This is a genomic window from Haloarcula sp. R1-2, assembly GCF_011627385.1.
Lineage (GTDB): Archaea > Halobacteriota > Halobacteria > Halobacteriales > Haloarculaceae > Haloarcula > Haloarcula marismortui.
In genome coordinates, this window is record NZ_JAANTG010000002.1 from 796889 (window position 1) to 819748 (window position 22860).

Annotated in this window: 24 protein-coding genes; 11 read left to right on the forward strand and 13 right to left on the reverse strand. The window is 62.5% G+C overall.

What is annotated here, in order from left to right; genetic code table 11:
• Window positions 1-256: 256 nt before the first annotated feature.
• From G9C82_RS12205 to G9C82_RS12220, 4 genes are all read right to left on the reverse strand, one after another.
• Window positions 257-583: a NifU family protein gene (locus G9C82_RS12205; protein WP_004958317.1), complete on the reverse strand. Its 327-nt coding sequence runs from the start codon at window positions 581-583 to the stop codon at window positions 257-259.
• A 168-nt stretch (window positions 584-751) separates the two neighbouring features.
• Window positions 752-1171: a metal-dependent transcriptional regulator gene (locus G9C82_RS12210; protein ID WP_004958315.1), complete on the reverse strand. Its 420-nt coding sequence runs from the start codon at window positions 1169-1171 to the stop codon at window positions 752-754.
• Window positions 1168-1317 carry a hypothetical protein gene (locus tag G9C82_RS12215; RefSeq protein ID WP_164734765.1) on the reverse strand — a complete coding sequence of 50 codons (150 nt, stop codon included), beginning with the start codon at window positions 1315-1317 and terminating at the stop codon, window positions 1168-1170. The genes G9C82_RS12210 and G9C82_RS12215 overlap by 4 nt, the downstream gene beginning before the upstream one ends.
• A 544-nt stretch (window positions 1318-1861) precedes the next feature.
• Window positions 1862-2770: a serine/threonine-protein kinase RIO2 gene (locus G9C82_RS12220; RefSeq protein WP_004958314.1), complete on the reverse strand. Its 909-nt coding sequence runs from the start codon at window positions 2768-2770 to the stop codon at window positions 1862-1864.
• A gap of 859 nt (window positions 2771-3629) precedes the next feature.
• On the opposite strand from G9C82_RS12220, the gene G9C82_RS12225 reads away from it, so the two are divergent.
• Window positions 3630-4862, forward strand: a complete 1233-nt coding sequence (locus G9C82_RS12225; protein ID WP_127014444.1) for a DolP-mannose mannosyltransferase — start codon at window positions 3630-3632, stop codon at window positions 4860-4862.
• A 3-nt stretch (window positions 4863-4865) separates the two neighbouring features.
• On the opposite strand, the gene G9C82_RS12230 is transcribed toward G9C82_RS12225, so the two are convergent.
• The 4 genes from G9C82_RS12230 to G9C82_RS12245 all read right to left on the reverse strand — a co-directional run bounded on the left by G9C82_RS12230 (window position 4866) and on the right by G9C82_RS12245 (window position 8796).
• Entirely contained in the window at window positions 4866-6050 is a 1185-nt protein-coding gene (locus G9C82_RS12230; protein ID WP_011223996.1) for an AI-2E family transporter, read from the reverse strand.
• Window positions 6051-6153: 103 nt separating this feature from the next.
• Complete coding sequence (locus G9C82_RS12235) at window positions 6154-6573, reverse strand: thioesterase family protein (protein ID WP_127014231.1); 420 nt, start codon at window positions 6571-6573, stop codon at window positions 6154-6156.
• Window positions 6570-7094 carry a peptide-methionine (S)-S-oxide reductase MsrA gene (gene msrA, locus G9C82_RS12240; RefSeq protein WP_049944603.1) on the reverse strand — a complete coding sequence of 175 codons (525 nt, stop codon included), beginning with the start codon at window positions 7092-7094 and terminating at the stop codon, window positions 6570-6572. Before msrA ends, G9C82_RS12235 begins: the two co-directional genes overlap by 4 nt.
• 64 nt (window positions 7095-7158) lie before the next feature.
• Window positions 7159-8796, reverse strand: a complete 1638-nt coding sequence (locus G9C82_RS12245; RefSeq protein ID WP_127014232.1) for an NADH-quinone oxidoreductase subunit D — start codon at window positions 8794-8796, stop codon at window positions 7159-7161.
• 88 nt (window positions 8797-8884) lie between these two features.
• Between G9C82_RS12245 and G9C82_RS12250 the strand changes: the two genes are divergently transcribed.
• From G9C82_RS12250 to katG, 4 genes are all read left to right on the forward strand, one after another.
• A complete protein-coding gene (locus G9C82_RS12250) occupies window positions 8885-9562 on the forward strand; it encodes a helix-turn-helix domain-containing protein (protein WP_127014233.1) in 678 nt (225 codons plus the stop codon).
• 144 nt (window positions 9563-9706) lie between these two features.
• On the forward strand, window positions 9707-10183 hold the full coding sequence (locus tag G9C82_RS12255; protein ID WP_014041206.1) for a cupin domain-containing protein: 477 nt from the start codon (window positions 9707-9709) through the stop codon (window positions 10181-10183).
• 449 nt (window positions 10184-10632) lie between these two features.
• On the forward strand, window positions 10633-11427 hold the full coding sequence (locus tag G9C82_RS12260) for a biotin/lipoate A/B protein ligase family protein (protein WP_127014234.1): 795 nt from the start codon (window positions 10633-10635) through the stop codon (window positions 11425-11427).
• Window positions 11428-11807: 380 nt separating this feature from the next.
• Window positions 11808-13955 carry a catalase/peroxidase HPI gene (gene katG / locus G9C82_RS12265; protein ID WP_127014235.1) on the forward strand — a complete coding sequence of 716 codons (2148 nt, stop codon included), beginning with the start codon at window positions 11808-11810 and terminating at the stop codon, window positions 13953-13955.
• A 39-nt stretch (window positions 13956-13994) separates the two neighbouring features.
• Here katG and G9C82_RS12270 read toward each other — a convergent pair whose 3' ends face one another.
• On the reverse strand, window positions 13995-14744 hold the full coding sequence (locus tag G9C82_RS12270; RefSeq protein WP_127014236.1) for a helix-turn-helix domain-containing protein: 750 nt from the start codon (window positions 14742-14744) through the stop codon (window positions 13995-13997).
• Between the two features lie 211 nt (window positions 14745-14955).
• On the opposite strand from G9C82_RS12270, the gene G9C82_RS12275 reads away from it, so the two are divergent.
• From G9C82_RS12275 to G9C82_RS12285, 3 genes are all read left to right on the forward strand, one after another.
• Window positions 14956-15273, forward strand: a complete 318-nt coding sequence (locus G9C82_RS12275; RefSeq protein ID WP_004958282.1) for a hypothetical protein — start codon at window positions 14956-14958, stop codon at window positions 15271-15273.
• A 40-nt stretch (window positions 15274-15313) separates the two neighbouring features.
• On the forward strand, window positions 15314-16147 hold the full coding sequence (locus tag G9C82_RS12280; protein WP_007188693.1) for a deoxyribonuclease IV: 834 nt from the start codon (window positions 15314-15316) through the stop codon (window positions 16145-16147).
• Window positions 16148-16240: 93 nt separating this feature from the next.
• Window positions 16241-16987, forward strand: coding sequence for a class I SAM-dependent methyltransferase (locus tag G9C82_RS12285; protein ID WP_127014445.1), 747 nt, complete (start codon window positions 16241-16243; stop codon window positions 16985-16987).
• On the opposite strand, the gene G9C82_RS12290 is transcribed toward G9C82_RS12285, so the two are convergent.
• The 4 genes from G9C82_RS12290 to G9C82_RS12305 all read right to left on the reverse strand — a co-directional run bounded on the left by G9C82_RS12290 (window position 16965) and on the right by G9C82_RS12305 (window position 19809).
• A complete protein-coding gene (locus tag G9C82_RS12290; RefSeq protein WP_127014237.1) occupies window positions 16965-17549 on the reverse strand; it encodes a hypothetical protein in 585 nt (194 codons plus the stop codon). The genes G9C82_RS12285 and G9C82_RS12290 overlap by 23 nt on opposite strands.
• Complete coding sequence (locus tag G9C82_RS12295; protein ID WP_004958275.1) at window positions 17542-17973, reverse strand: CopD family protein; 432 nt, start codon at window positions 17971-17973, stop codon at window positions 17542-17544. Before G9C82_RS12295 ends, G9C82_RS12290 begins: the two co-directional genes overlap by 8 nt.
• Before the next feature lie 38 nt (window positions 17974-18011).
• The gene (locus G9C82_RS12300; protein ID WP_121302500.1) at window positions 18012-18794 is read right to left on the reverse strand and encodes a hypothetical protein; all 783 of its coding nucleotides are present in this window, start codon (window positions 18792-18794) and stop codon (window positions 18012-18014) included.
• A gap of 364 nt (window positions 18795-19158) precedes the next feature.
• Complete coding sequence (locus tag G9C82_RS12305) at window positions 19159-19809, reverse strand: hypothetical protein (protein WP_004591112.1); 651 nt, start codon at window positions 19807-19809, stop codon at window positions 19159-19161.
• Window positions 19810-19891: 82 nt separating this feature from the next.
• Between G9C82_RS12305 and G9C82_RS12310 the strand changes: the two genes are divergently transcribed.
• From G9C82_RS12310 to G9C82_RS12320, 3 genes are all read left to right on the forward strand, one after another.
• Complete coding sequence (locus G9C82_RS12310) at window positions 19892-20917, forward strand: DUF2332 domain-containing protein (protein WP_127014238.1); 1026 nt, start codon at window positions 19892-19894, stop codon at window positions 20915-20917.
• An 88-nt stretch (window positions 20918-21005) separates the two neighbouring features.
• Complete coding sequence (locus G9C82_RS12315) at window positions 21006-21704, forward strand: alpha/beta fold hydrolase (protein WP_007188696.1); 699 nt, start codon at window positions 21006-21008, stop codon at window positions 21702-21704.
• A gap of 88 nt (window positions 21705-21792) precedes the next feature.
• Window positions 21793-22788, forward strand: a complete 996-nt coding sequence (locus G9C82_RS12320) for a TIGR00269 family protein (protein WP_127014239.1) — start codon at window positions 21793-21795, stop codon at window positions 22786-22788.
• Window positions 22789-22860 lie beyond the last annotated feature (72 nt).

Genomic DNA, 22860 nt, shown 5'->3' on the forward strand with positions numbered 1-22860 from the left:
CTTATAGCATACCGGCCCTCAAGCTACCGAAGTCGGGTGACACCACCGGAGAGCGACGGTCTGGGGACACACTCAATAGAACCGACGCAGACTCCACGGGCGACTTTCACCGCCGGTTGGACTGTGTCGGTGTCTGGCCTCCGACCGGTTCTCCGATATCTCCTTGCCAGTGAACGCTATTTGCCGTCGATAAAACTGTGTCCCGGTCGGTACCGGGGAAAGCGCGGGCAGTTGCGCTCCAAATACGAACGGGCGCTCAGAACGGCGGGCTGTAATCTTCGTACTCGTCCATCTCCTCCATATCGTCGGTCTTCGAGGGCATGACCGCGGCGCGCGGCCCGCCGGAGCGGACGACTTCGACATCTTCGAGCCCGTCGACACTCTCGGGGAGTCGCTGCTCGATTGCCTTCATCGTCATCGGAGCGATGCCACATCCCGAACACGCGCCGCCGATAGCGACGGTAGCCGTGCCTTTGCTCTCGTCGACCTCGCGGACCTCGAAGTTGCCGCCGTGTTGCTGGATCTGCGGGACGTTATTGCTCAAGTAGTTACGCGTCTGTCGTTCGAGTCCTTCTACGCTCATGACAGTTCTACCTACGCACCATAATGTCATAAATATGGTGTTTTTGGGGTCCTAAAATACTGAATTTTAGGCCATCAACAGCCCGAATTTTGGCCATCCGAAATTTTATTATACGTCTTCTGTTACTTTTTCGCACCGCCTAAAACAGGTCTTGATCGATATAGCCCCTCAAACAGTGTCTCTATCGGAGGCCGTCGTGTTTGAATCGGCGAGCCCCCGTGTACTTTCCCCGGCGTCACAGGGCAGTGTGGCCGCCAGCCGCTTGGCAACTATCGGACTGACTAGACCGGCCAGCTCCATCGCTTCTGTCTCGTGGTCGTCGAGGTCCAGCACACCCCGAAAGAACCACGAGACGGTCACGTACGTCTCGTGCAACTCCGCGGCTTTCTCGCGTCCTGGTTCGGTCAGTGTCACCCCGTCGTAGGGCTTGTAGGACACGAGACCGTCTTCCGAAAGTCGCTGACACATCTCCGTCACCGCTGCCGGAGACCGGTCGAGCATCTCTCCCAACTCCCCCGGCGAAACAGGCGGTTCGCTCCGGTGCTGTGCGATATAGATAGCCAACAGGTACTCCGGTGCCGTGCTCATCGCTCCGACGAATCCGTTCCGTCCCCGTGGTTTGCTGTGGGCGTATCGGTCGTCAGCTCCCCTGTCGACCGCTTACCGGCCTCGAAGACCACCGCGTAGGCCCATGCCCACAGTCGAGCGCGCGACCGTTGCGGGCGTTCATTCATCGTTTGGCCCCCCAACCCCACCACCATTGCCACCCATCAGGCAGACGCCCCCCATGGTTCCGGCAGAGCACGGGCGGGCGAGCAACAGCTCGTCGGTGGGACCTCGGGATATCGCCCGCGGCATATGTTGGTACCACGCAGGCGGTGTCGATGGGTCTGGACAATACGAAGCGTCCCGCCATCGTTCCTTGCGTGGGTCTCCCCCCGTTTGTGCCCCGCACTCAGTACCGTCGTCTGCCATGTGTTTTAGGGCTACCTAACAATATATAACGTCTGTGGTTTTTAGGATGGCCTAATCCAATCTGCGGAGCGTCGGTACATCTGGAACATTCGAACCTGCTGTCCAACGAAGTGGGTCCGTCGCACAGCACTCAGCCTCGCTACCGGCAAAGACTCGCCTCCATCACCGCTGTCTCGAATCGACCCGGCCAGCACGGTTTGTCTAATTTGATATCGCATTATAGGATTTATCCGAGCGACGATCGGCCCAGCTCCGAGTCGTCTGTGAACCGCCAGAAGAGAGCAATTAGCGGCCAAAACGCCGCTAGTCAGTAAATTCGGTTATCGAATCGAACGCGTCGGTCGCCAGCCGTTCGGCGACTGCGTCCCTGTCGACGTTGCTGATTTCCTGCGGATATTTTCGTTCGAAGTAGCTCACGATGTTCTCGACATCGCGAGTTAGCAGTTCCCGGGCGTTTTCGTGGTCGGTCGGGACTGCCTGTGGCCAGTCGAAGACGACGACACCCTCGTTCGTGACGAAGACGTTGTACTCGCTCATGTCCGCGTGGACGTACCCTTCGCGGTAGGCCGTCTGCATCTCCTCAAGCACGAGATCCAGAATCGGTAGTACCTGTGCTGTTTCGAGTTTCGTTCGGGAGAGCTCGACGCCATCTATTTTCTCCATGACAATCGCATGGCGGTTCGTGTCGATTGGCTGTGGGACCGACACGTTCGGATACAGCGTCTCGAGGGCATCGTACTCCCGCTCGGCGGCCTTCCGGGCGGTGTAGAGCCAGGAGACATGGTCTCGGTCGGCGGTGTACTCTCGTTCTTTCATCACTTCGCGGAAATTGGTGTACCCCTCGCGGTGGTATTTCAGCGCCACCGGTTTGTACGACTGGGCCTCGTACACGTCGCTCTCCTTGCCGACGCCCAGCGGCGATCCCACTCCTTCAATTGTGTCTCGCTCAGCAAAGGTATGCAGCGCAAGCGTATCGTACCCTTCAAAAGTGAGTTTGAACCCTTCGTACTGGATGGTTTTTCGCTCGACCAGTCCCCGGTCCGCACACCGGTCAAGCCGGTAGTCGACATCTTCTGTCGTCAGCCGGGAGAACTCGGTCAACTTCTCGCGGGCGACGTACTCCGAGAACCGCATCCCCTGTTCGACGCCAGAGAGCAGATGGAAGTCCTCGGGTTCCAGCTCCGCCATCACTGAAGCCACGTTCTGGACCATTAGGTCCCTCTACTCGGCGTACTCGTAAAAGGCCGACGCGTTCGGTGAATGGCGCCGATAAACTGGTAATTGCTATACTAAATTGAGCTTTGTCCTCGCCGCTCTTGGTTTGCTACCTGACTGTCGATGTGCCGATCAGTACCGTCTGTTGTGCAAGCGGGTCCAGTTCCGTGAAGTACTGGTACGGCTCCGTACGGAAGTTCTGTACCGATTGGCATTTCAAACACAGTCGCCGTCGCCGTCGCCGTGTTTAATTAAATCCAAGAAGGCAGCGCGCTCGTGATAGACTGGAGTTCGCTTGGGCAAAATATACCAGTTCCAATATTCGGTATCTAACTACTCTGATACGACACTTGCTTTCGCTGCTTCGGGACCGAAACAGTGCCTGCGACGCCATCACGCCGAGTAGGGGAAGTTTAACCCACATGAGTACACGTTCGATATAACAGTACTATTGACCGGGCATCACTGCTGTACCACCGTTCCGTACTCAAACTAGGACTGAGTACGCACGAAAGCGGTCTCTGAACGGTTGTAGCTATTCATACGAACTGTGTCTGAAATGGGTTGCGAGCTACACAGCAATCTACAAATACAATCCTAACCACGGTGACTGTATATGTAATGCGAACAGTGACTGCTTTCAGCTACTGCACATGTTCTAAATTAGTCTATACTTTTGCTCACCTGAACACAAACAAACCGTGTGAGCAGACGAAACAAAGACCAGCTCAGGGATCTGCTTCGTTCGCTTGCTCTTCGACCCCACGATAGACGGCTCGCGTTTCCAGTGCTGTTCGCCGTTGGCACACAGTTGTACTTTTTCGTGACAATCACACTCGATTCTACTCGACCACCCATGGCACCCGACGCTGGAATCTTCGAGCATCTCGGCTGGTATCTGACACATGGTGGCCGGTTGTACGTCGATGCCTGGGAACCGAAGTTGCCGCTGTCCTACGAGACGACTGGGGTACTGGCGTTGCTATCTGGCGGCGATATGTATCGCCTCCACCTCCTCAGCGTGGTGCTGATGAGCGGCGCGGTGTGTGCAATCGTTGCACTCGTTGTGATGCTCGTCTACGACATCACTGGCGACGATATCGTTGCGCCGCTGGCTGGTCTGTCGATGTTCCTGTTGCCGGGGTTTGCTGTCCGTCCGGCGTATGGGTTCAAAGCGAAATATCTTCTCGTTCTCTGTGGGCTACTAGCGATATATCTGTACACGCGTGGCTACCCGGCACTGAGCGGTGTGGCTGCGGCAGCCAGCGTGGGATACTGGCAGGCAGGAGCCATCTTCCCGCTGATTTTGGTCGGTTTAGCGGTCCAGCGGCGCGACATGCGGGCGCTTGAGCGTGTCGTCGCCGGTGGCCTCGGTTTTACCATCGTCATGTTGCTGCCGGTGTTTCTCCTGTGGCATTCGGCCTCGGAGATGGTCGTTCAGGTTTTCCTCGTCCCGTTACAGACGGAGGAACACGCGTCGTTGCTCGCTCGGTTTGTGGCCGGTGTTGTCCACTTCAAATGGGCGTCACCGTTCGTCGTGCTTGGTGGACTTGGCCTCGCTCACACCGCTCGACACTGTTTCACTGGTACTGACGGTGTTGTCGGACGCACCGAATGGTGGATTCCGGTCGGCGCAGCGTGGTTTGTGTTTCTGATACTGTTCGTTGATTTCGAGACCGGTGGCTACACAGACCTCATTCCGGGGCTTGCGTTCGTCGCAATCGGGCTCGGGATGGTTGCGACAGTGTTTCGGGACCGGCAACAGACACAGTATCTCAGCGCCATCCTTGCGCTGGTCCTCGTTGTGAATGTCGTCTTCCTCGGTAGCGTTGGCGTTATCTTCACACCCGTCGAGACACCGGGCCCGGAACCGATGTCAGATCTCGAAACCCACGACCTCCCAGCGGCATACGACGAGGCCGAACCAGTACCCGACGTCCGGTACCTCTACTGGCAACAGGCCGAGCCATCGACGTGTCACTACCGCCTCTCGGTGATGGAGCTACGGTGGCTCGACCGAATCGATTCGTCGGTAGACAGTCGCTGTCTCGACTTCGGGACTGCCAGCGCCCGACTCAGGAACGGGTAGCAGTTACGACTCCCCGGAGTCGTATTCGGAGAGCGACGTCTGTGTCGTTTCGACTGTGCCCGTAATGATGTAGGGGACAATAATCCGGAAGAACTGGGCGGCAAGGACCAGCAGCATCGGACCCAAAAAGATGCCGTAGAAGCCAAAGGCGATGGGACCGAGGATGTACGCGAACATCAACAGGCCGACGTGGGTCAGGTCGCCACTGACGTACGGCCGAATCAGGAAATCCGGGATAGTGTCGACGACGACCAGTGTGACCACGAGGAAGAGGGCAACCCAGGCCAGGGCCGCCGTCTGCCCCGTGACGACCGCGGAGACCGCAAGCAGCACAGCGACGGGCAGGTAGACGATTTTCATCCCGACCACGGGAATGAGGCTGCCGATGCCGGTGAGTGCGCCGACAAGTGGCGCAAACGGAATCTGTACTGAGCCGGGAGCGACCAGATTGTACAGCGAGAACACGAAAATCCCGATGACGCCGGTCACCAGTGCGTTCAGGATATTTCCGAAGAGAATTGAAGACAGTTCCTCGTCGACTGCCGCCGCGTACTCGCGAAGGACACCCGACCCGTCGAAGGTGTCGAGAAACCAGCCGACAAGCCGCGGTCCGTCGGTAAGCAGGTAGTACGTTCCAGCGAACATGATGAACACGCGAAGCAGTAGCGACGTGAGCAGACTCAACGATCCAATGAGCGTATCAGAGACTCGTCCCAGCCACGACTGGACTGTCGCGTTTCGCAACAGGTCGATCACCTCAGCCGGCCCCATTGCCAGCACCTCTGAGAAGCCGAGGTCAGCGAGCGGTCCCGGCGGCGAGCCACCCTGCAGCTCCTGAAACTGTGAGAGGTACGCCGCACCCAGGCCACCCTCGCCGAAGAACGACTGTAGCTCAGGGATAACGAGGACGAGCGTGTAGCCGACCAGAACCACAAACGGCAACAGAAAGAAGAAAATCGTGGCGGCCGCATGGACCTGCTTCTGGTAGGGGACGGCCCGCTTCAGGAACGACTTGGGCAGCGGAAGCCGTCCGAGCCGTCGATAAATCGGTCGGCTGGCATAGTACAGAAAGACGGTAAACACGAGCGTCGGAAGGAACTGGGACAGGACGAGCCCGACCACGAGGAGGAGTGCGACGCCCGCGAGGGTGAGGAGGACGCGCCGTCCGAGGTCGGTACTATATTCCATATGTTTTCAGTACAACATCTGGATAAAAAGTAAAACCACCGGTCGGCCCGACGGTTTCTACGTTGGACGGAGCAAAATGGATGGTTCTCGCTATCGGCTGTGGCTACAGCCCCTCGAATTTCGTGATCGCGTCCCGCCAGTCTTCGGGAATCGGGCGCGAGGATTCCGTGTCGCGATCGTATGTGACGACGGTTGTTTCCCCGGTCGCAGCCACCCCATCTTCGGTCCGGACCTCATACTCGAAGGGGAAGCTCTTCTCACCCAGTCGTGGAACCCGGACGGCAACGGCGACTGAGTCACTGATCTGGACCGGCTGGATGTAATCGACTTCGAGGTTTGCGATGACCATTCCGGTGCCCGACTCGCTGCCCGAGAGCAGCGCTTCGCCACAGTTGACCACGTCGTGCAGGTAGTCGATGCGAGCCTCCTCGAAGTAGGTCGCATACGTCGCGTTGTTGACGTGGCCGTACGTGTCGATGTCCGTGTACCGGACCTCGACTTCCGTCGTGTACTCGAAGCTCATGCCAGCAATTCCGCGTGTTTCTGTTTGAGCTTCTCGATTTTCGGCGGGATGGTCAACTGACAGTAACTCTGGTCCGGGTTCTTTTCGAAGTAGTCCTGGTGATACTCCTCGGCGGGATAGAATGTCTCCAGCGGCTCGACTTCGGTGACGATATCGCTGTCGTAGCCCGGCTCTATCTCCTCGATGAGGGCTTCGACAGTTTCGCGCTGAGCCTCGTCGTGGTAGAACACAGCCGAGCGGTACTGCGTGCCAACGTCGTTGCCTTCCCGGTCTTTCGTCGTCGGGGTATGCGTTGTGAAGTGGACCGCGAGCAGGTCCTCGTAGCTCACCTCCTCGGGGTCGTAGGTGAGCTGTACGCACTCGGCATGGCCCGTTTCCTCGCGGCAGACCGCCTCGTAGCTGGGGTCAGCGACGTGGCCGCCGGCGTAGCCCGAAACCACATCGGTCACCCCGTCGATCTGCTTGAACACCGATTCCGTACACCAGAAGCAACCGCCCGCGAATGTCGCTTGTTCAGTCATCATCGGTCGTACGTGCCCGGCGTACAAAACTCACTGGCTGTGGTCGTCGCAGATGGGTGCCGGCCTATCGGTCGACCTCGCCCATGATTGTGTCAAGACTGCCGATTGTCGCGACGAGGTCTGGCACGTATTCACCGCGAGCCATCTCGGACAGTGCCTGCACGTGTGAGAAGGAGGGGCCGCGAATCTTGAACCGCGCCGGCGTCTCCGTCCCATCAGAACGGATGTAGATGCCAAGTTCGCCTTTCGCGGCCTCGACGGCGCGGTAGATTTCGGTGTCAGGGTCTGGCCGGAGCGTGCGGGGGACGTTTGCCTGTATCTCGCGGTCGTCCTCGGGCCAGTCCTCCAGCAGGTCGACGCACTGGCCGATAATCTTCGCCGATTCCTCTACTTCGCGCAGGCGCACGAGCAGGCGCGAGAAGTTGTCGCCGCCCTGTTCGGTGACGACCGACCAGTCAAGTTCGTCGTAGTAGCCGTATGGGTCGTCCCGACGAAGGTCGTAGTCGACGCCGGACGCTCGGGCGACCGGGCCGGTACAGCCGTAGGCCTTCGCGGTCTCGGCCGAGAGGTGGCCCGTGTCAATCGTCCGTAGCTGGAGGATCTCGTTGCTGGTGAGCATGTCGTGGTACTCAGTGAGCTTATGGGGCAGATCGTCGAGGAACGCACGTATCTTCTCGAAGAACGCCTCGCGAGGTTCGGGCAAGTCCCAGGCGACACCACCCAGCCGCAAGTAGTTGAACATCAGCCGCTGGCCGGTGAGGTCTTCGAGGATATCCTGCACGAGTTCGCGGTCCCGGACCCCCCACTGGAAGGTGGCGGTGAACTCCCCGACCACGTCGAGCGCGTAGGTCGCGACCGCGAGCATATGCGAGAGGATGCGTGAGAGTTCGCCGCCCATCGTCCGGATCACCTGGGCGTACGCCGGCACCTCGATGTCCGCGAGGGCCTCGGCCGCACGGGCGTACGCCCACTCGTTCAGCAGGCCGGCCCCGCCCCAGTCCCAGCGGTCCGGGTACGGCATTATCTGGTGGCGGTAGGTGCCCTGCTGACACATCTGCTCTTCACAGCGATGGATGTAGCCGATGTCAGGGTCGACGGCCGCTACCTGCTCGCCATCGAGCTGGACGTTCAAGTGCAAGACGCCGTGTGTCGAGGGGTGGTGTGGCCCCATGTTGATGTGCATCGTCTCCGGTCCCGCACGGTGGTCTTCAAGCAGGCGCTCGTGTTCGCGGAAGGAGACGATTTGTGGCTGGTCTTGATTGTAGTCCCGGCTCAGTGGGTGGCCCTGCCAGGTCTCGGGCAGGAGAATCCGCCGGAGGTCGGGATGGTCTTCGTACTCGATACCGACCAAATCGTACGCCTCCCGCTCGTGCCACGCTGCCGTCGGATACACGGGCACGGCTGACTCGCTGCTTGGCGAGTCTCTGGGCGTCTGGACGACGACCGAGAGTTCCTGTGTCGGGTCGGCGTAGCGTCGCAGGTGATAGATCGTCTCGAACCGGTCGGCGTACTCCTGGGCTGTGACGCAGGCGCAGTGGTCCAGACCGGCCTCGGTTCGAAGCGTCGAGAGGACGGTCTGGACCTCGTCAGCACGGATGACAGCAGCCGGGGCGTTCTCGTGGCGTTCGGTGGAAAGGATGTGGTCGGCGATCGGCTCGATAAGCGGATGGACATCGTCGGTTCGGTGGACTGTCTGGGCCATCTCCGTGACCGTGCGTTCGGCGTTTGCGTCCCTCGACCTGTCCCCTCATGCCCGAGGTTATTTTAAATACTGCTCGGAACAACCAGGTATGAAATACGTCACGCTCTCGCTGTGGATGGCCCCTGAGGTCCGCCACTCGATGCACCAGTTCGTCGTTGAGCACGACGGCTACGAGGCGAGCTATCTCCTCCGGGGCAACGACATCGGTACCGACCTCCAGACGCTGCTGTTTCACGTCGACGGCTTCCCGCCGGAGCCTTACCGAGTGGCGCTGGAACAGGCCGAAACCGTCCGGGAATATGCTATCTCGACGTGTCCCGACGAGACGTTCTTCCTCTACGTACAGGATTCGCCGTCGGCGACCGGTCACGACCTCGTCGACGCCCTCACGCGGGCCGGTCTAGTCATCGTCTCGCCGGTCGCATACCGCACCGATGGCACGGTCGGACTCACGCTGGTCGGTCCGGGCGGGACGGTCCAGCAGGCAGTCGAGACGGTGCCAGACGGCGTCTCCGTCGACGTTCGGGAGGTGGGGGAGTACGACAGCCGGCGGCTCGACACCGGCGCGGCGCTCACCGACCGGCAGTTCGAGGCCGTCGCCGCCGCCGTCGACTGTGGGTACTACGGCGACACTCGCGAAGGCGGCGTCGACGATGTCGCCGATGAACTCGGCTGTGCACCCGGAACTGCCGCTGAACACCTCCGGAAAGCTGAGGCCCGCGTGATGGCTGACATACTCGAACAGCGTCCCGCATCGACGGCGTAGTCCGCTCTGCGCGGGAACTGTCGGAGCGGTTGCCTACCGTATGCTGTCCCGAAAAACTATAAACTCCGGAACAGTGCCTTCTAATGCTGGATTGCGAACGCATCACAGGGGCCAGCGGTAGCCCGACTCAGGACAACACCGATCATGAACACAGTAACTATCGACGACGTACCGGTCGAACGGAATCCGATGCAGGTACACGACATCCGCAAGCCTGTCTCCCGGACACTCGGGACCGAGCATTTCGCGGCAAACTACTTCGAACTCGAACCCGGCGACTCTTTCTCGGGGAGCCTCCACCGCCACCACGACCAGGAAGAGGTGTTCTACATCGAACAGGGACAGACCACCTTCGAGGTCGGCCTCGACCGCGAGGAAGTCGATGTTTCGGGCGGCGAACTGATTCGCTTCGAGCCCGGCGAGTTTCAGGAAGGGTACAACTCCGGCGACGAGCGCGTCATCGGCTGGGCCTTTGGCGCGCCCGGCGCGACCCACGACTGGGACGCCATCGAATCGAGAGCGCACTGTCCAGAGTGCGACACGGAAACCACCCAGAGCGTCGCCCTCGCCGACGGTCGGTTCGAACTGACCTGTACCGACTGCGGGAACGTCCAGGGCTAGGACCCACTTCTGTCGCTCTCGTGATTGGAACGGGTGTTTGTACAGCCAGAAAGCCCCCGCTCGCTCGACTCCTGCGACTCGCTGCGCGCTTCCTCGCTCCTCAACGTCGCTCGTCAGTGCTTGCATCGCCTCGAACGTCGAGCGAGCGGCCCCTTTCAGTCCCACCCGTAGCCGGTTGGACAAAGAATGCTGGGCGGGACTGAAAGGGGCGTTGTCGGCGCTGTGCGCCGACTGCTCGGGAGACCGCAGGTCTCCCGGTGGGCGGCTGGACGAAGGCGGGCGATGTAAGCACCACAGGAACGACCGGAGGGAGTGACAAGGAGCGCAGCGAGCCCCCCGAGTTCAGCCGGCCGGGGCTTTCTGGCTCTTTGCATAAACAACGACCCCGTCAGTCATTCCACCCGCTGCTAGCCCGCAATTCATATCGCATCGCGTCACGAAGCCCGGGTATGTCACTGGCCGACCTGGAGTGGCGCGTCATCGGCGAGGAAACACGACCCGGACCGATGACGATGGCACTGGAAGCGGCCGCTGCCGAAACCGTCGCCGCGGGCGGTCCGGCAACGGTGCGAGTGTACACCTGGCCCGATACGCTGTCGCTGGGCTACGGGCAGGACCCCGACACCATCGACTGGGAGTTCTGCGAGCGCGAGGACGTTGGTGTAACGCGACGGCCCACCGGTGGCGGCGCAATTTATCACGACAGCGTGGCGGACATCTCCTATGGCATCATCGCGCCGGCCGAGGCCGTGCCGGGCGACCTGATGGCGTGCTACGAGCAGTTCTGTGAGCCGGTGCTCGAAGCGTTCGAGCGCATGGGCGTCGACGCGTCGTTTGCCGACGACGAGCGGTCGGCGGTCCACCAGCCGGCCTGTTACCTGCGGCAACTCCATCCGGCCCACGATATCGCCGGTCCCGATGGCCGCAAACTCAGCGGGAACGCGCAGTACCGCCAGAAAGACGCCGTCATCCAGCACGGCTCTCTGTCCGTCTCGCTGCGCCCCGACCGCCACTGCGGCTGTTTCACCGCCGACCCCGACTCGGAGCGGTTCACCGAGCGCGTCGGAGCGATAGACGAATACGCCGACATCGACCGTGCCGAGGCTGTCGAGACGCTCCGCTCGACGCTGGCCGAGTGGGTCGACGCGACGGCGGGGTCGTGGACGGACGACGAACTTGCACGCGCACGCGAGCACGCGGAAGAGAAGTTCGATGCAGACGAGTGGATTCGACGGTCCCCATGATACCACTCCGGAACGGTCGGGGGTTGTGGTTCCACAGCGACGAGTCCGCTGACTCCGTTGCCGTAGTCACGAGGTGAGGCCACGTCGTGAAACGAATTGGCCATCGTATCGAAGTCGCTTTATAACTCTCACTGGACGGTCGAACCGTGCAGCAGAAGCTAGCATACGCTAACACTTTGGGCGGCCCACGGAGAGCTATTTGGAGATTTCAGTAGTGAACGGCGGCTCGCAGGTTTCGCTTAATTACGTTTTGAGCGCTTTGGGAGCGGTATACTGGACTAACTCTCTCAGTGCAAGAACCCCAATCGAATCGTACGCTGGCAAGATCTTGTCTAATGCTAAAAACAGTGCTAATGCCTTCACCCAGCAAGTGTTCGTTGATGGCTAAACGAGACCAAGATTGGTCGCCAAACCAGCTGCGTCTAGATATTCTCGACCAGAACGCGCGTGATGCTGACCCGCGGGGGGCAGGGTTCGACTACGCTGAAGAATTTCAGGAACTCGACCTCGACGCGGTGAAAGCTGACCTCGAAGAGCTGATGACATCGTCACAGGACTGGTGGCCGGCTGACTACGGCCACTACGGGCCGCTGTTCATTCGGATGGCCTGGCACAGCGCCGGGACATACCGCACCACCGACGGCCGCGGCGGTGCGTCCGGTGGCCGCCAGCGCTTTGCACCGCTCAATAGCTGGCCGGACAACGCGAACCTGGATAAGGCGCGTCGGTTGCTCTGGCCAATCAAAAAGAAGTACGGCCGCAAGCTCTCGTGGGCCGACCTGATCGTGCTGGCTGGCAACCACGCCATCGAATCGATGGGGCTCAAGACGTTCGGCTGGGCCGGCGGGCGCGAAGATGCGTTCGAACCCGACGAAGCGGTCGACTGGGGGCCCGAAGACGAGATGGAAGCCCATCAGTCCGAGCGGCGTACTGACGACGGCGAACTCAAAGAGCCTCTGGGTGCTGCGGTGATGGGGCTGATTTACGTGGACCCAGAGGGGCCAAACGGCAACCCGGACCCGCTCGCGTCCGCGGAAAATATCCGCGAGTCGTTCGGTCGGATGGCGATGAACGACGAGGAAACGGCGGCACTCATCGCTGGCGGCCACACGTTCGGGAAGGTCCACGGTGCCGACGACCCCGAGGAGAACCTCGGCGACGTTCCCGAGGACGCGCCAATCGAACAGATGGGGCTGGGCTGGGAGAACGACTACGGCTCCGGGAAGGCCGGCGATACAATCACCAGTGGTATCGAAGGCCCCTGGACGCAGGCACCGATAGAGTGGGACAACGGATACATCGACAATCTCCTCGACTACGAGTGGGAACCCGAGAAAGGACCCGGCGGGGCGTGGCAGTGGACGCCGACGGACGAGGCACTTGCGAATACAGTCCCAGATGCCCATGACCCATCCGAAAAGCAGACGCCGATGATGCTCACGACCGATATCGCGCTCAAGCGGGACCCGGACTACCGCGAGGTGATGGAGCGATTCCAGGAGAACCCGATGGAGTTCGGCATCAACTTCGCGCGGGCGTGGTACAAACTTATCCACCGCGACATGGGCCCGCCCGAGCGGTTCCTCGGTCCGGACGCCCCCGACGAAGAGATGATCTGGCAGGACCCCGTACCCGATGTCGACCACGACCTGATCGGGGACGAGGAAGTCGCCGAGCTCAAGACGGACATCCTCGAAACGGACCTCACCGTTTCCCAGCTCGTGAAGACTGCCTGGGCGTCGGCATCGACCTACCGCGACAGCGACAAGCGCGGCGGCGCGAACGGGGCACGCATCCGACTCGAACCCCAGAAGAACTGGGAGGTCAACGAACCGGCCCAACTCGAAACGGTCCTCGCCACGCTCGAAGAGATTCAGGCGGAATTCAATAGCGCCCGGACCGATGACACGCGTGTCTCACTCGCAGACCTGATTGTGCTGGGCGGCAACGCGGCCGTCGAGCAGGCGGCGGCCGACGCCGGCTACGATGTGACGGTGCCGTTTGAACCGGGCCGGACAGACGCGACACCGGAACAGACCGATGTCGATTCCTTCGAGGCGCTCAAGCCGAGGGCCGATGGGTTCCGGAACTACGCCCGTGACGACGTTGACGTGCCGGCCGAAGAGCTACTCGTGGACAGAGCGGACCTGCTGGACCTGACTCCAGAGGAGATGACCGTGCTGGTTGGCGGGCTCCGCTCGCTGGGTGCGACGTATCAGGACTCCGACCTTGGCGTGTTCACCGACGAACCGGGAACGTTGACAAACGACTTCTTCGAGGTCGTTCTCGGTATGGATACAGAGTGGGAGCCCGTCTCGGAGTCGAAAGATGTCTTCGAGGGGTACGACCGAGAAACGGGCGAACAGACGTGGGCGGCGTCCCGCGTCGACCTGATATTCGGGTCACACTCTCGCCTGCGCGCCATTGCGGAAGTCTACGGCGCTGACGGCGCCGAGGCCGAACTCGTCGATGACTTCGTCGACGCGTGGCACAAGGTGATGCGCCTCGACCGCTTCGACCTCGAATAGGGTCCCAGCGAGTAGCGTTTCTGCTCGCGCAATCCGCTCTCAGAGGGTTTCCTCGACAAACTGCGAGACGATGCGGTCCTCGGCAGTCCGGAGCTGGTACTGCACGGTCGACCGGGGCTCGTCAAGTATCGATGCGAGGTCCTTGACAGAGACTTCCCGCGGTCGCTCGTAGTAGCCGTGGGTCACGGCGGCCTTGAGCACCCGCCACTGCTGGGGCGAGAAGTTCGTTGCGACTCGCTCAGTGGCCTTCCAGTTTCCGGCACTGGTGATATGGGACACTGAGAGTGTGACGCCATCGCGGAGGCTCGATTCGATTTTGTCGTACACCTCGCCGATGGGGTTGGACCCCGGATAGAGAACGCGCCAGCGGTACTCGTTGCCCGTCCGTCGGGATTCGAAGATAGTGCCTTCGCTGACGTGCCGGTGCAGGAAACTCGGCAGCGACTGACAGCCGCTGAGTTCACGACGCAACGTGTACACTGTCCGTGACGACTCCCCGCGGTCCAGCATGTGGTAGGTTCGCGTCGTATCACAGCTCACGACGTCGAAACACTCGTTACAGCGGTCTTCGTCCAGAAAGACCTCGTCGAACGCGTTCAGGGCCTCCGGCGTCCCTTTCGCGTGGTCGAGTCGCCACATATGGTCGTCACCGACGAAGATGGCCGAGGACCACACAGAGAGGCTCTCGTGTTGCCGAAACACGTCCATCAGCTTATCAGCTCCCGCGTCGAACTGCAAGACGAACTCGAACTCGCGTGTGTCCGCGACTGCGGCCTGTGATTCGGTCATCTGGCTATTACTAAATTAGGTGTGTTGCTATAAGTCGGTTACTGGTCCATCGAACTCCTTTCACTCTGTTTAGTTGGTTATTGATAAGACTATACAGTCACGCCACTGCGGACCGCACGTCTGCAATGACGGGGCTACAGGGATGGACTGGCCGCCGGTCGTGACAACAGCCCTACGTCACCGTTTTGTGACATCCCGGCCAAGCGGTGGCATGGTCTCGTCCCCCGCTGATGACGACCCTGTCGACACCTCCACCGACCCTCCAGCAACTGACGGCACCGTCGCAGCGCTTTCTGAGGAAGAACTGTACGCGATTGTCCGTGTCGCAGCCGAGGACGCGGTGCTCGGCGCGCTCGGGACGCTCATGCTGGTCGGCATCGGAATCGTCCTGATTGCTACCGGCGTGTCCGCACTGCTTGCAGATGTAACACCGATTTCGTTGCTCGTCTCCGCCGTTTTCATCGGCTTTGGCGTCTACCTCGTTACGTCGAGTCTCGGCGTGATTCCGCCCGCCCGCGAGTGGCTCTGACTCCGGAACCTCTTTTGTCGGGCATCACTGACCGGTGTGCATGGTACGAGTCGGGGCACACACCTCTATCGCCGGCGGCGTCTACAACGCCGTCGAGGAACAGGTCGAGTACAGCGGTAACTGCGGACAGATATTCTCACACTCGCCGCAGGTCTGGCAGGACCCGAACATCGACGACGACGAGGCCGAGCAGTTCCGCGACCTCGCAGCCGACCACGGCGTCGGCCCGTGGGTCATCCACTCGTCGTATCTGGTCAATCTCTGTACGCCCAAAGACGACCTCCGGGAGAAGTCACTGGACTCCATGCAGAAGGAGGTCGACGCCGCCGCGAAATTGGGCATCGAGTACGTCAACGTCCACCTCGGCGCCCACACCGGCGCGGGTGTCGACGGCGGCCTCGACAACGCCGCGAGCGTGCTGGACGACCTCGACATCCCCGAGGGCGTCACGGTGCTGGTCGAGTCTGATGCGGGTAGCGGGACGAAACTCGGCGGCCAGTTCGAGCATCTGGCGACGGTCCGTGAACGCACGGACCAGGATATCGAGTTCTGTCTCGACACGGCCCACATGTTCGCCGCGGGCTACGACCTCTCGACACCCGAGGCCGTCGACGAGACGCTCGCGGAGTTCGACGAGGTCGTCGGTGTTGAGGACCTCGCCTGCGTTCACCTCAACGACTCCAAACACGAGTGCGGGACGAACAAGGACGAACACGCCCACATCGGTGAGGGCCACATCGGCGAGGACGGCATGCGCGCGTTCGTCAACCACGACGCTATCCGCGACGTACCGCTGGTGCTTGAGACGCCGACCGAGAACGGCAAGAGCTTCGCCTGGAACATCGAGCGCGTCAAGGAACTACGCGGCGAATAAGGCCCTTCGACCGCGGTACTTTTGAGGGCGACTCGACTCTGCGGAACTGTGCGCAGGTTCTCCGCCGACTACCTCGAAACCACCCGCCGGGGGATGTGGACCGACTCCCGCGAGGCGCTCTCAGACCTGCAGTTGGGCGAGTGCGAGCGCGTCCTCGACGTGGGCTGTGGGACCGGCGAACTGACCCGTGTCCTCCGCGAGGAGACCGACGGCACGGTCGTCGGCCTCGACGCCGATACGGACTTACTGGCCGCCGCCGGCGACCCGACCGTCTGCGGGGACGCGACGCAACTCCCTTTCGACGACGACAGCTTCGACCTGGTTGTGTGCCAGGCGCTGCTCATCAACCTCCCCGACCCCGAGGCCGCGGTCCGGGAGTTCGCCCGCGTCGCCACCGACCGGGTGGCTGCCATCGAGCCGAACAACGCTGCCGTCACCGTTGAGTCGACCGTCGACGCGGAGCCCATGCTGGCCCGCCGCGCTCGCCGGCTTTTTCTCGATGGAGTGCGGACAGACGTGACCCTCGGTAGTGACGCCGCCGACGTGTTCAGCGATGCGGAGCTGACCGTCGTTTCGACGACACAGTACGACCAGGAGCAGCAAATCGAACCACCCTACGACGACGCGGCGATGCAGGCCGCCCGGCGGAAGGCGACCGGGACCGGGCTGGCTCACGACCGCGAAACGATTCTCAACGGCGAGGCGACGCCCGCCGAGTACGATGCGCTCCGGGAGCGCTGGCGGTCGATGGGCCGCGACGTGGTCGAGCAGATGCAGGACGAGGCCTACGAGCGCCACGAGACCGTGCCGTTCTTCGTCACCGTCGGCGAGATTCCGTGACCCGCTCGCCCCCGGCTTCGGGCAGCAGAGAGCCTGCCAGTCCGTAGACTGCGATATCCAGCAGGCTGGCGAGCAGGCCGACGACGCCGCCGACGATAGCGGCGACACCGGCTCCGATGAGAAGGACCAACAGCACCGACTGGAGGCGGACCCCGCCGCCCTGTAGCGCTGGAACGAGCACCACCGTGAACAGTCCCAGCAGGAACGCAACGCCCGCGACACTCCCGGCAGCGGTACCGTGGAGGGCGAGTGTGCCAACTCCGGCCGAGTCGAGCTGCACCCGGCTGTGGACCCACCGAACGGCCAGGACGAACAGCGCCCAGAGATAGCAGAAGACGGCGACGCCGACGAGGGTGTTCAGCCCGGCGAGCAGGTCGGCGAGGCCACCGCTCGCGTGGGCGGCGAGGACGCCGAGCAGGACGAACAGGGCGGTGTCGAACGTGGCGAGCGTCCACGTCACGAGTGACACCGGTCGCGTAGAACGCTGTCTGGCGTCGCGCGCTGGCTTGGTCTCACTCGCTCGTTCCGCCATAGCTTCCCGCTCACGCTGGTTCTCACCCATGCGCGAGGACCTCCGCGAGGACGACGATGCTCAAGAGGACGGCCGCTGTCGCGCCGTAGGCCCGCGAGAGCGTTTGCTGAATGGCCGGGGGTAGGTCGTCGAACGTGCCCTCGCGGTCACTGGCTCGGACGAGCAAAAGCGTACGGACGACCGACCCGCCGATGAGGACAACGACGATGGCGAGTTTCGCCAGCAGTGTACGTCCCCAGTCGGTTCCGGGACCCGGCGGCCCGAGCGCGCCGAGGTTCCCGATGCCGGTGAACACGAGTACGCCGACACCGCCCCAGAACAGCCACTCAAACTGTTGCGCGGGCGCGAGCGAGGCAATAGCGCCGCTCCGATAGCTGTACCAGAGAACGGTCGTGCCGCCGACGAGGGCCGCCATCGCGAGCACGTGGAGGGTTCGAATCAGGAGGGCTGCCATAGCTGTCGCTTCACCGGCAGGTCGCAAAGAACACGGGGTCAGTTCGACTGGTCGATTGTTACCACGTCCTCGCCCGTCGCCACGTTGTACCGCGTCGACGGGTCGACGGTCAGGCTGACGACGCCGCTGTCAAGTGCGTCTGGGCGCTCGAACCGTGCCACCGTTGTGCGGGCGGTGTAATCGGCGGTGTAGACGCAGGGCCGGGTGTAACAGCCGAAGGCGTGGATTCCGGTGTCGGTCGCCTCGATGCGTTTCAGATGGGGCAGTATCGACCCCGATCCCCAGCCGGTCTGGACGACAAGGACGGCCCGGCGCTCGAAGTCCGTCTCCGAAACGAACGCGTGAATTTCGTCCCTCTCGTCGTCGAGTCTGTCGACATCGTCGGGCCCGGTCAACAGCGTCGCATAGAGCTGTTTGCCGTTTCCGCCGCTGTCGTCGCCGGGAGAGAACTGTAGCCCTTCCTCGCGAAACACCGTTCCCCGCGCCGGCCGCTGGTCGAACGCCAGCGACGGCTCGGCCGGCATGTTGGCACAGAGGTACAGCGGGTCGTAGTCCTCGTTCTGCCCGTCTCCCGAGCACCTGGGCTCCTCAGTGTCGTACGGCGGCGCGTCGACCCGCTTGACGCCAGCGGGGAGTCTGTTTGGCGTCCGGGTCGGGGTTTCGTTCTCGGTGTCGGTCGGTGTGCCCTGGTCGGTGCCGTTTCGCGGCGTTGGCGTCGTCGCGCCGCCGTCGCCGCCAGCCCCGGGAGCGAGACAGCCGCCGAGGACGGTCGCCGCGAGGCCCCCGACCAGCCCCAGTGTCTCGCGTCTCGTTCGGTTCATACGAGACGCTCCGATCGGCGCGGATGTATCCTTTCTGTACGCTCAAACTCGCGTTGTAGTTGTCATGGACTGTGTCCATGCCCGTGACCTCGCCCAGAGCGATGTCGACCGCCGACAGACCCTTGCAAGGCGAACGGCTACGAACGACACGTGTCGATTCGCGCCTTCCCATGATACCACCGCTCGTCCGCCGCTGTCCGGAGTGCCGTCACGTGACCTGGAGCCGCCGGTTCACTGCGGTCGCCGACGGCGGGAGCGGCTCGCGGCTCGTCGAATGCCCCGCCTGCGGACATCAGTTTTCAACAGTCGACACCCCGTGGTTGCAGTAATCGGTCTGCCAAAGCCGGCCGTGACTGCCTACTGCCTACACCACGTCGCCCCGAACCGTCGCTCCCTCCTGCTGTGCCCGGTACTCTTTGACCGCGTCGGCAGCGTCGCCGGCTTCCGTCTCGTCCATCCCGAGCATCGACAGCGACTGCGTTAGTGTGGGGAAGACGAACTCGTTGTCCCGGAGCTTCTGGAACGCGTCGGGGGACCGTTCGCCGTCGAGCCACAGGCAGGCTCCGCGCGGGTCCAGAATCTGCTCGTAGTCGTTTCGCATCTTGGCCCCTTTGAGCCGCTGGGTGACGTTGTCCTCGAAGGAGGCGTTACACACTTCCAGATGGACCGGTTCGTCGTCGTTCAGGAGGTGGGCGGCGAGGCACTTCTCGGGGGCGGCGTGGCCGTTGGCGTTCGCGCGAATGTACTCGGGGTGCTCGTCGGCCCACGCGGCCCGGACGGTCTTGCCGACGCCGTCGACGCCGTGACTGCGCTGGAACTCCTCGGCGCGCTCGGGCGCGTCTTTGAACAGAATGTCTTTGGTGACGTACACGTCCAACCGCTCGACCGGGTCCAGCCCGAGCGCTACGTCGCCGTACACCCACACCTCCCGGACCGGGACCGGCATCGTCTCGTCCTCGACTGTGGCGACGATTTCTTCGACCCGCTCGACGGCCTCCGGACGGTCCAGACTCATTGCCTGCTCTACCAGTTGCGCGGCCTAAACGCTGACTCTCCGGAGGCGAACACTGATACCACTGTGCTGTCTCCACGAGGATATGTCAGCGCTTCAGGCACAGTTTCGGGACCTGGCTGAGTGGGCCACCGACTCCTCCCCGCTGTACGCTCACCTCTGCCGCGAGGCGGCGGAAGACAGCGATATCCTCGACATCGCAGCGACCGTTCCCGAGGGTCGCCAGGCCCCGCACCTCCTGCTGGCCGCAGTGCATTACCTGCTCGACCGGCATCCTGACCATCGGCTGGCCGAGTACTACCCGAGCATCTCTCCGGAATCTCGGGCCCCTGACGACGGGTGCTTTCCAGCCTTCCGCGAGTTCTGTCTCGACCATGCCGACGCCATCCGGCCGCTCCTGCGGACCCGGCGCACGCAGACGAACGCGGTACGGCGCAGTGCGGTCCTCTACCCGGCCATCGCACAGGTGGCAAGCGCCGCCGACGGGCCGCTCGCGCTGGTGGAACTCGGTCCGAGCGCCGGCCTGAACCTGCTGTTTGACCGCTACCGCTACGACTACGACGGTCGTGTGGTCGGCAACAGCGACTCGCCAGTCACCATCGGGAGTCGCGTCCGACGTGGCGACCCGCCGCTCCCGGAAACGCCGCCCGCTATCCGCTCCCGGGTCGGTCTCGACCGCAATCCGCTCGACGTGACCGACGAGGCCGACAGGGACTGGCTCCGCGCACTTGTCTGGCCCGAACACGAGGAACGGCGCGCCGTCTTAGACGGTGCGCTGACGGTTGCACGCGACGACCCACCCGAGCTTATCGAGGGCGACATGCTCGATGACCTGCCGCCGGTCCTCGACGAGATTCCGTCCGACGTCCCGGTCTGTGTCGTCAACACGCTCGTGCTGTATCAGGTCCCGGCGGAACTGAGCGAGGCGCTGACGGCGTTGCTCGAAGCGCAAATGGCCGAGCGCCAGCTGCACTGGCTCACCGGTCGGCGGGACCTGTCAGGCGGCGAGTCGGTGGAACTGGACTGGAAGCGCTGGAGTGGTGACGGCGTCAAGACGACCCACCTCGTCGACTACGAGCCACACGGGGCGTGGCTGTCCTGGCGGCCCTGAGCGCGCACGGGCGATCCATATCGACAACGCGACGGACGGCTGTCAGGCGTTCACCCGGGCTTATGTCCTCGCCGCGGGAACGTCGGGTATGCAGATTCGCGTGTACGACGAGGGGGCTGTACAGGATTGCCTGTTCGTCCTCGGCTGGGGGAACCGGTGTCGACACCGGACTGTCCAGTGGCTCATCGACCAGCTTACCACGGCGTACCGCGTTCACGCCGTCGAACTGCCGACACACATCACCGACTACCGGCGGGAGTGGGTCGGTCCGGTTCAGGAGTACGCCGCCGACCTCGGCAGGTTCGACCTGCTCGGACACAGCGCGGGCGGACTGACAGCAGCCCATCTTGACGCCGACGGTATTGGGAATCGAGTGTACCTGAGCCCCTGGTGGGACAGTGACTTTCCGGTTCCGGGGCCGGTACTCGACGCTATCGCATCGCTCCCGATTACGAAACCGTTCATCCCTATCGATACCTTGGACGCCGATGCTATCGGCGACCTGGCGACGGCCCAGCAACTCGCGGAGGCTCCGTCGTCGGTTTCGCCCGCCTTCCTTCGGACGGTGTTTCGTGCCCAGCGGTCGCTGCCGCCGGCCCGGGACACTGCCGCGGCGTTTTGCTCACTTACGGACACAGTTGTCGACCCGCGTGCCGTCGGGGAGCGCCTGCCGGCCGACCGCATCCGGCTGTATGACGGCGGCCACGAACTGTTCTCCTCGAGCGGCCGCGAGGACACCGCCGAGACAGTCATCGACACGTTACAGCACGGCCCCGACGCGCTGTGAGGTGTGGCTGCGACCGGTTCGGTGCGACCCTGTCCGTCGAGGCCGAGACGAAACCCTCTCACCATTGCGGCCACGACTACTCGCTACGATGGAGTGCGACAAATGCGGCGAGAATGCGGTGTTACACGCGGCCTATTCCGGGCTTCACCTCTGTGAGTCTCATCTCTGCCGAGCGGTCACGAAACGGGTCCGCCGTCGCATCCGCGAGGACGGCCTCGTGTCCGACGACGCCACGGTTGAGGACCCTGAGACGTGGGTCATCGGCCTCTCGGGCGGCAAAGACAGCGTCGTTCTCACGCAGATTCTGCACGACACGTTCGCCGAAGACCCCCGCATCGAACTGGTTGCGCTTTCTATCCACGAGGGCATTGAGGGCTATCGCGACGCGAGCTTAGAGGCCTGTGAAGAACTGACCGACGATCTGGGTATCGAACACGTCACCGTCTCCTACGCCGAGGAGTTCGGCGTCCAGATGGACGACGTCGTCGAGGATGACCCGGAGGGGATGGCCGCCTGCGCCTACTGTGGCGTGTTCCGCCGCGACCTCCTCTCGAAGTACGCCGAGGAACTCGACGCGGACAAACTGCTGACTGGTCACAACCTCGACGACGAGGCCGAGACGGCGCTGATGAACTTCCTCGAAGGCGACGTCTCACAGATCGCCAAGCACTTCGAGGCCTCACTGGGCCCGTTCGACTCGGCTGCCGACGCGCCCACGGAGCAGACGCGCGAAGCTCAGGACCACCACATCCCCCGGGCCAAGCCGCTCCGTGACATCCCGGAGAAGGAAGTCGCGCTGTACGCCCGGTTCGAAGATCTCCCGGCGCACATCACCGAATGTCCCCACGCCGAGGAGGCTTACCGCGGCGAGATACAGGAGCTCATGCTTGGCCTCGAAGAGAACCACCCCGGAACCCGCCACTCGATTATGGCCGGCTACGAAAAACTCGCCGCGTTAGCCGCCGACACCTACGGCGGCGAGAACAGCGACACCGACTACGGCGAGTGCGACAACTGCGGCGCACCGACGGCGCGGGACCTCTGCCGGAAGTGCAATCTGCTGGACGCGCTGGAAGCGGTCTGACGCGCGTGTCTGACATCCCGACGTACACGTATCGGTTCTGTATACTATTGTACCGATCGCGTCGCTCGCGGC

What these genes read in the sequence shown, in the direction of transcription:
- G9C82_RS12275 (WP_004958282.1), top strand. Translation starts at nt 14,956, where the DNA reads ATGGTCTCGTCCCCCGCTGATGACGACCCTGTCGACACCTCCACCGAC.
- G9C82_RS12245 (WP_127014232.1), bottom strand. Translation starts at nt 8,796, where the DNA reads ATGGCCCAGACAGTCCACCGAACCGACGATGTCCATCCGCTTATCGAG.
- G9C82_RS12280 (WP_007188693.1), top strand. Translation starts at nt 15,314, where the DNA reads ATGGTACGAGTCGGGGCACACACCTCTATCGCCGGCGGCGTCTACAAC.
- katG (WP_127014235.1), top strand. Translation starts at nt 11,808, where the DNA reads ATGGCTAAACGAGACCAAGATTGGTCGCCAAACCAGCTGCGTCTAGAT.
- G9C82_RS12250 (WP_127014233.1), top strand. Translation starts at nt 8,885, where the DNA reads ATGAAATACGTCACGCTCTCGCTGTGGATGGCCCCTGAGGTCCGCCAC.
- G9C82_RS12225 (WP_127014444.1), top strand. Translation starts at nt 3,630, where the DNA reads ATGGCACCCGACGCTGGAATCTTCGAGCATCTCGGCTGGTATCTGACA.
- G9C82_RS12270 (WP_127014236.1), bottom strand. Translation starts at nt 14,744, where the DNA reads ATGACCGAATCACAGGCCGCAGTCGCGGACACACGCGAGTTCGAGTTC.
- msrA (WP_049944603.1), bottom strand. Translation starts at nt 7,094, where the DNA reads ATGACTGAACAAGCGACATTCGCGGGCGGTTGCTTCTGGTGTACGGAA.
- G9C82_RS12235 (WP_127014231.1), bottom strand. Translation starts at nt 6,573, where the DNA reads ATGAGCTTCGAGTACACGACGGAAGTCGAGGTCCGGTACACGGACATC.
- G9C82_RS12260 (WP_127014234.1), top strand. Translation starts at nt 10,633, where the DNA reads ATGTCACTGGCCGACCTGGAGTGGCGCGTCATCGGCGAGGAAACACGA.
- G9C82_RS12290 (WP_127014237.1), bottom strand. Translation starts at nt 17,549, where the DNA reads ATGGGTGAGAACCAGCGTGAGCGGGAAGCTATGGCGGAACGAGCGAGT.
- G9C82_RS12295 (WP_004958275.1), bottom strand. Translation starts at nt 17,973, where the DNA reads ATGGCAGCCCTCCTGATTCGAACCCTCCACGTGCTCGCGATGGCGGCC.
- G9C82_RS12205 (WP_004958317.1), bottom strand. Translation starts at nt 583, where the DNA reads ATGAGCGTAGAAGGACTCGAACGACAGACGCGTAACTACTTGAGCAAT.
- G9C82_RS12320 (WP_127014239.1), top strand. Translation starts at nt 21,793, where the DNA reads ATGGAGTGCGACAAATGCGGCGAGAATGCGGTGTTACACGCGGCCTAT.
- G9C82_RS12210 (WP_004958315.1), bottom strand. Translation starts at nt 1,171, where the DNA reads ATGAGCACGGCACCGGAGTACCTGTTGGCTATCTATATCGCACAGCAC.
- G9C82_RS12315 (WP_007188696.1), top strand. Translation starts at nt 21,006, where the DNA reads ATGCAGATTCGCGTGTACGACGAGGGGGCTGTACAGGATTGCCTGTTC.
- G9C82_RS12230 (WP_011223996.1), bottom strand. Translation starts at nt 6,050, where the DNA reads ATGGAATATAGTACCGACCTCGGACGGCGCGTCCTCCTCACCCTCGCG.
- G9C82_RS12215 (WP_164734765.1), bottom strand. Translation starts at nt 1,317, where the DNA reads ATGAATGAACGCCCGCAACGGTCGCGCGCTCGACTGTGGGCATGGGCC.
- G9C82_RS12300 (WP_121302500.1), bottom strand. Translation starts at nt 18,794, where the DNA reads ATGAACCGAACGAGACGCGAGACACTGGGGCTGGTCGGGGGCCTCGCG.
- G9C82_RS12310 (WP_127014238.1), top strand. Translation starts at nt 19,892, where the DNA reads ATGTCAGCGCTTCAGGCACAGTTTCGGGACCTGGCTGAGTGGGCCACC.
- G9C82_RS12305 (WP_004591112.1), bottom strand. Translation starts at nt 19,809, where the DNA reads ATGAGTCTGGACCGTCCGGAGGCCGTCGAGCGGGTCGAAGAAATCGTC.
- G9C82_RS12220 (WP_004958314.1), bottom strand. Translation starts at nt 2,770, where the DNA reads ATGGTCCAGAACGTGGCTTCAGTGATGGCGGAGCTGGAACCCGAGGAC.
- G9C82_RS12285 (WP_127014445.1), top strand. Translation starts at nt 16,241, where the DNA reads ATGTGGACCGACTCCCGCGAGGCGCTCTCAGACCTGCAGTTGGGCGAG.
- G9C82_RS12255 (WP_014041206.1), top strand. Translation starts at nt 9,707, where the DNA reads ATGAACACAGTAACTATCGACGACGTACCGGTCGAACGGAATCCGATG.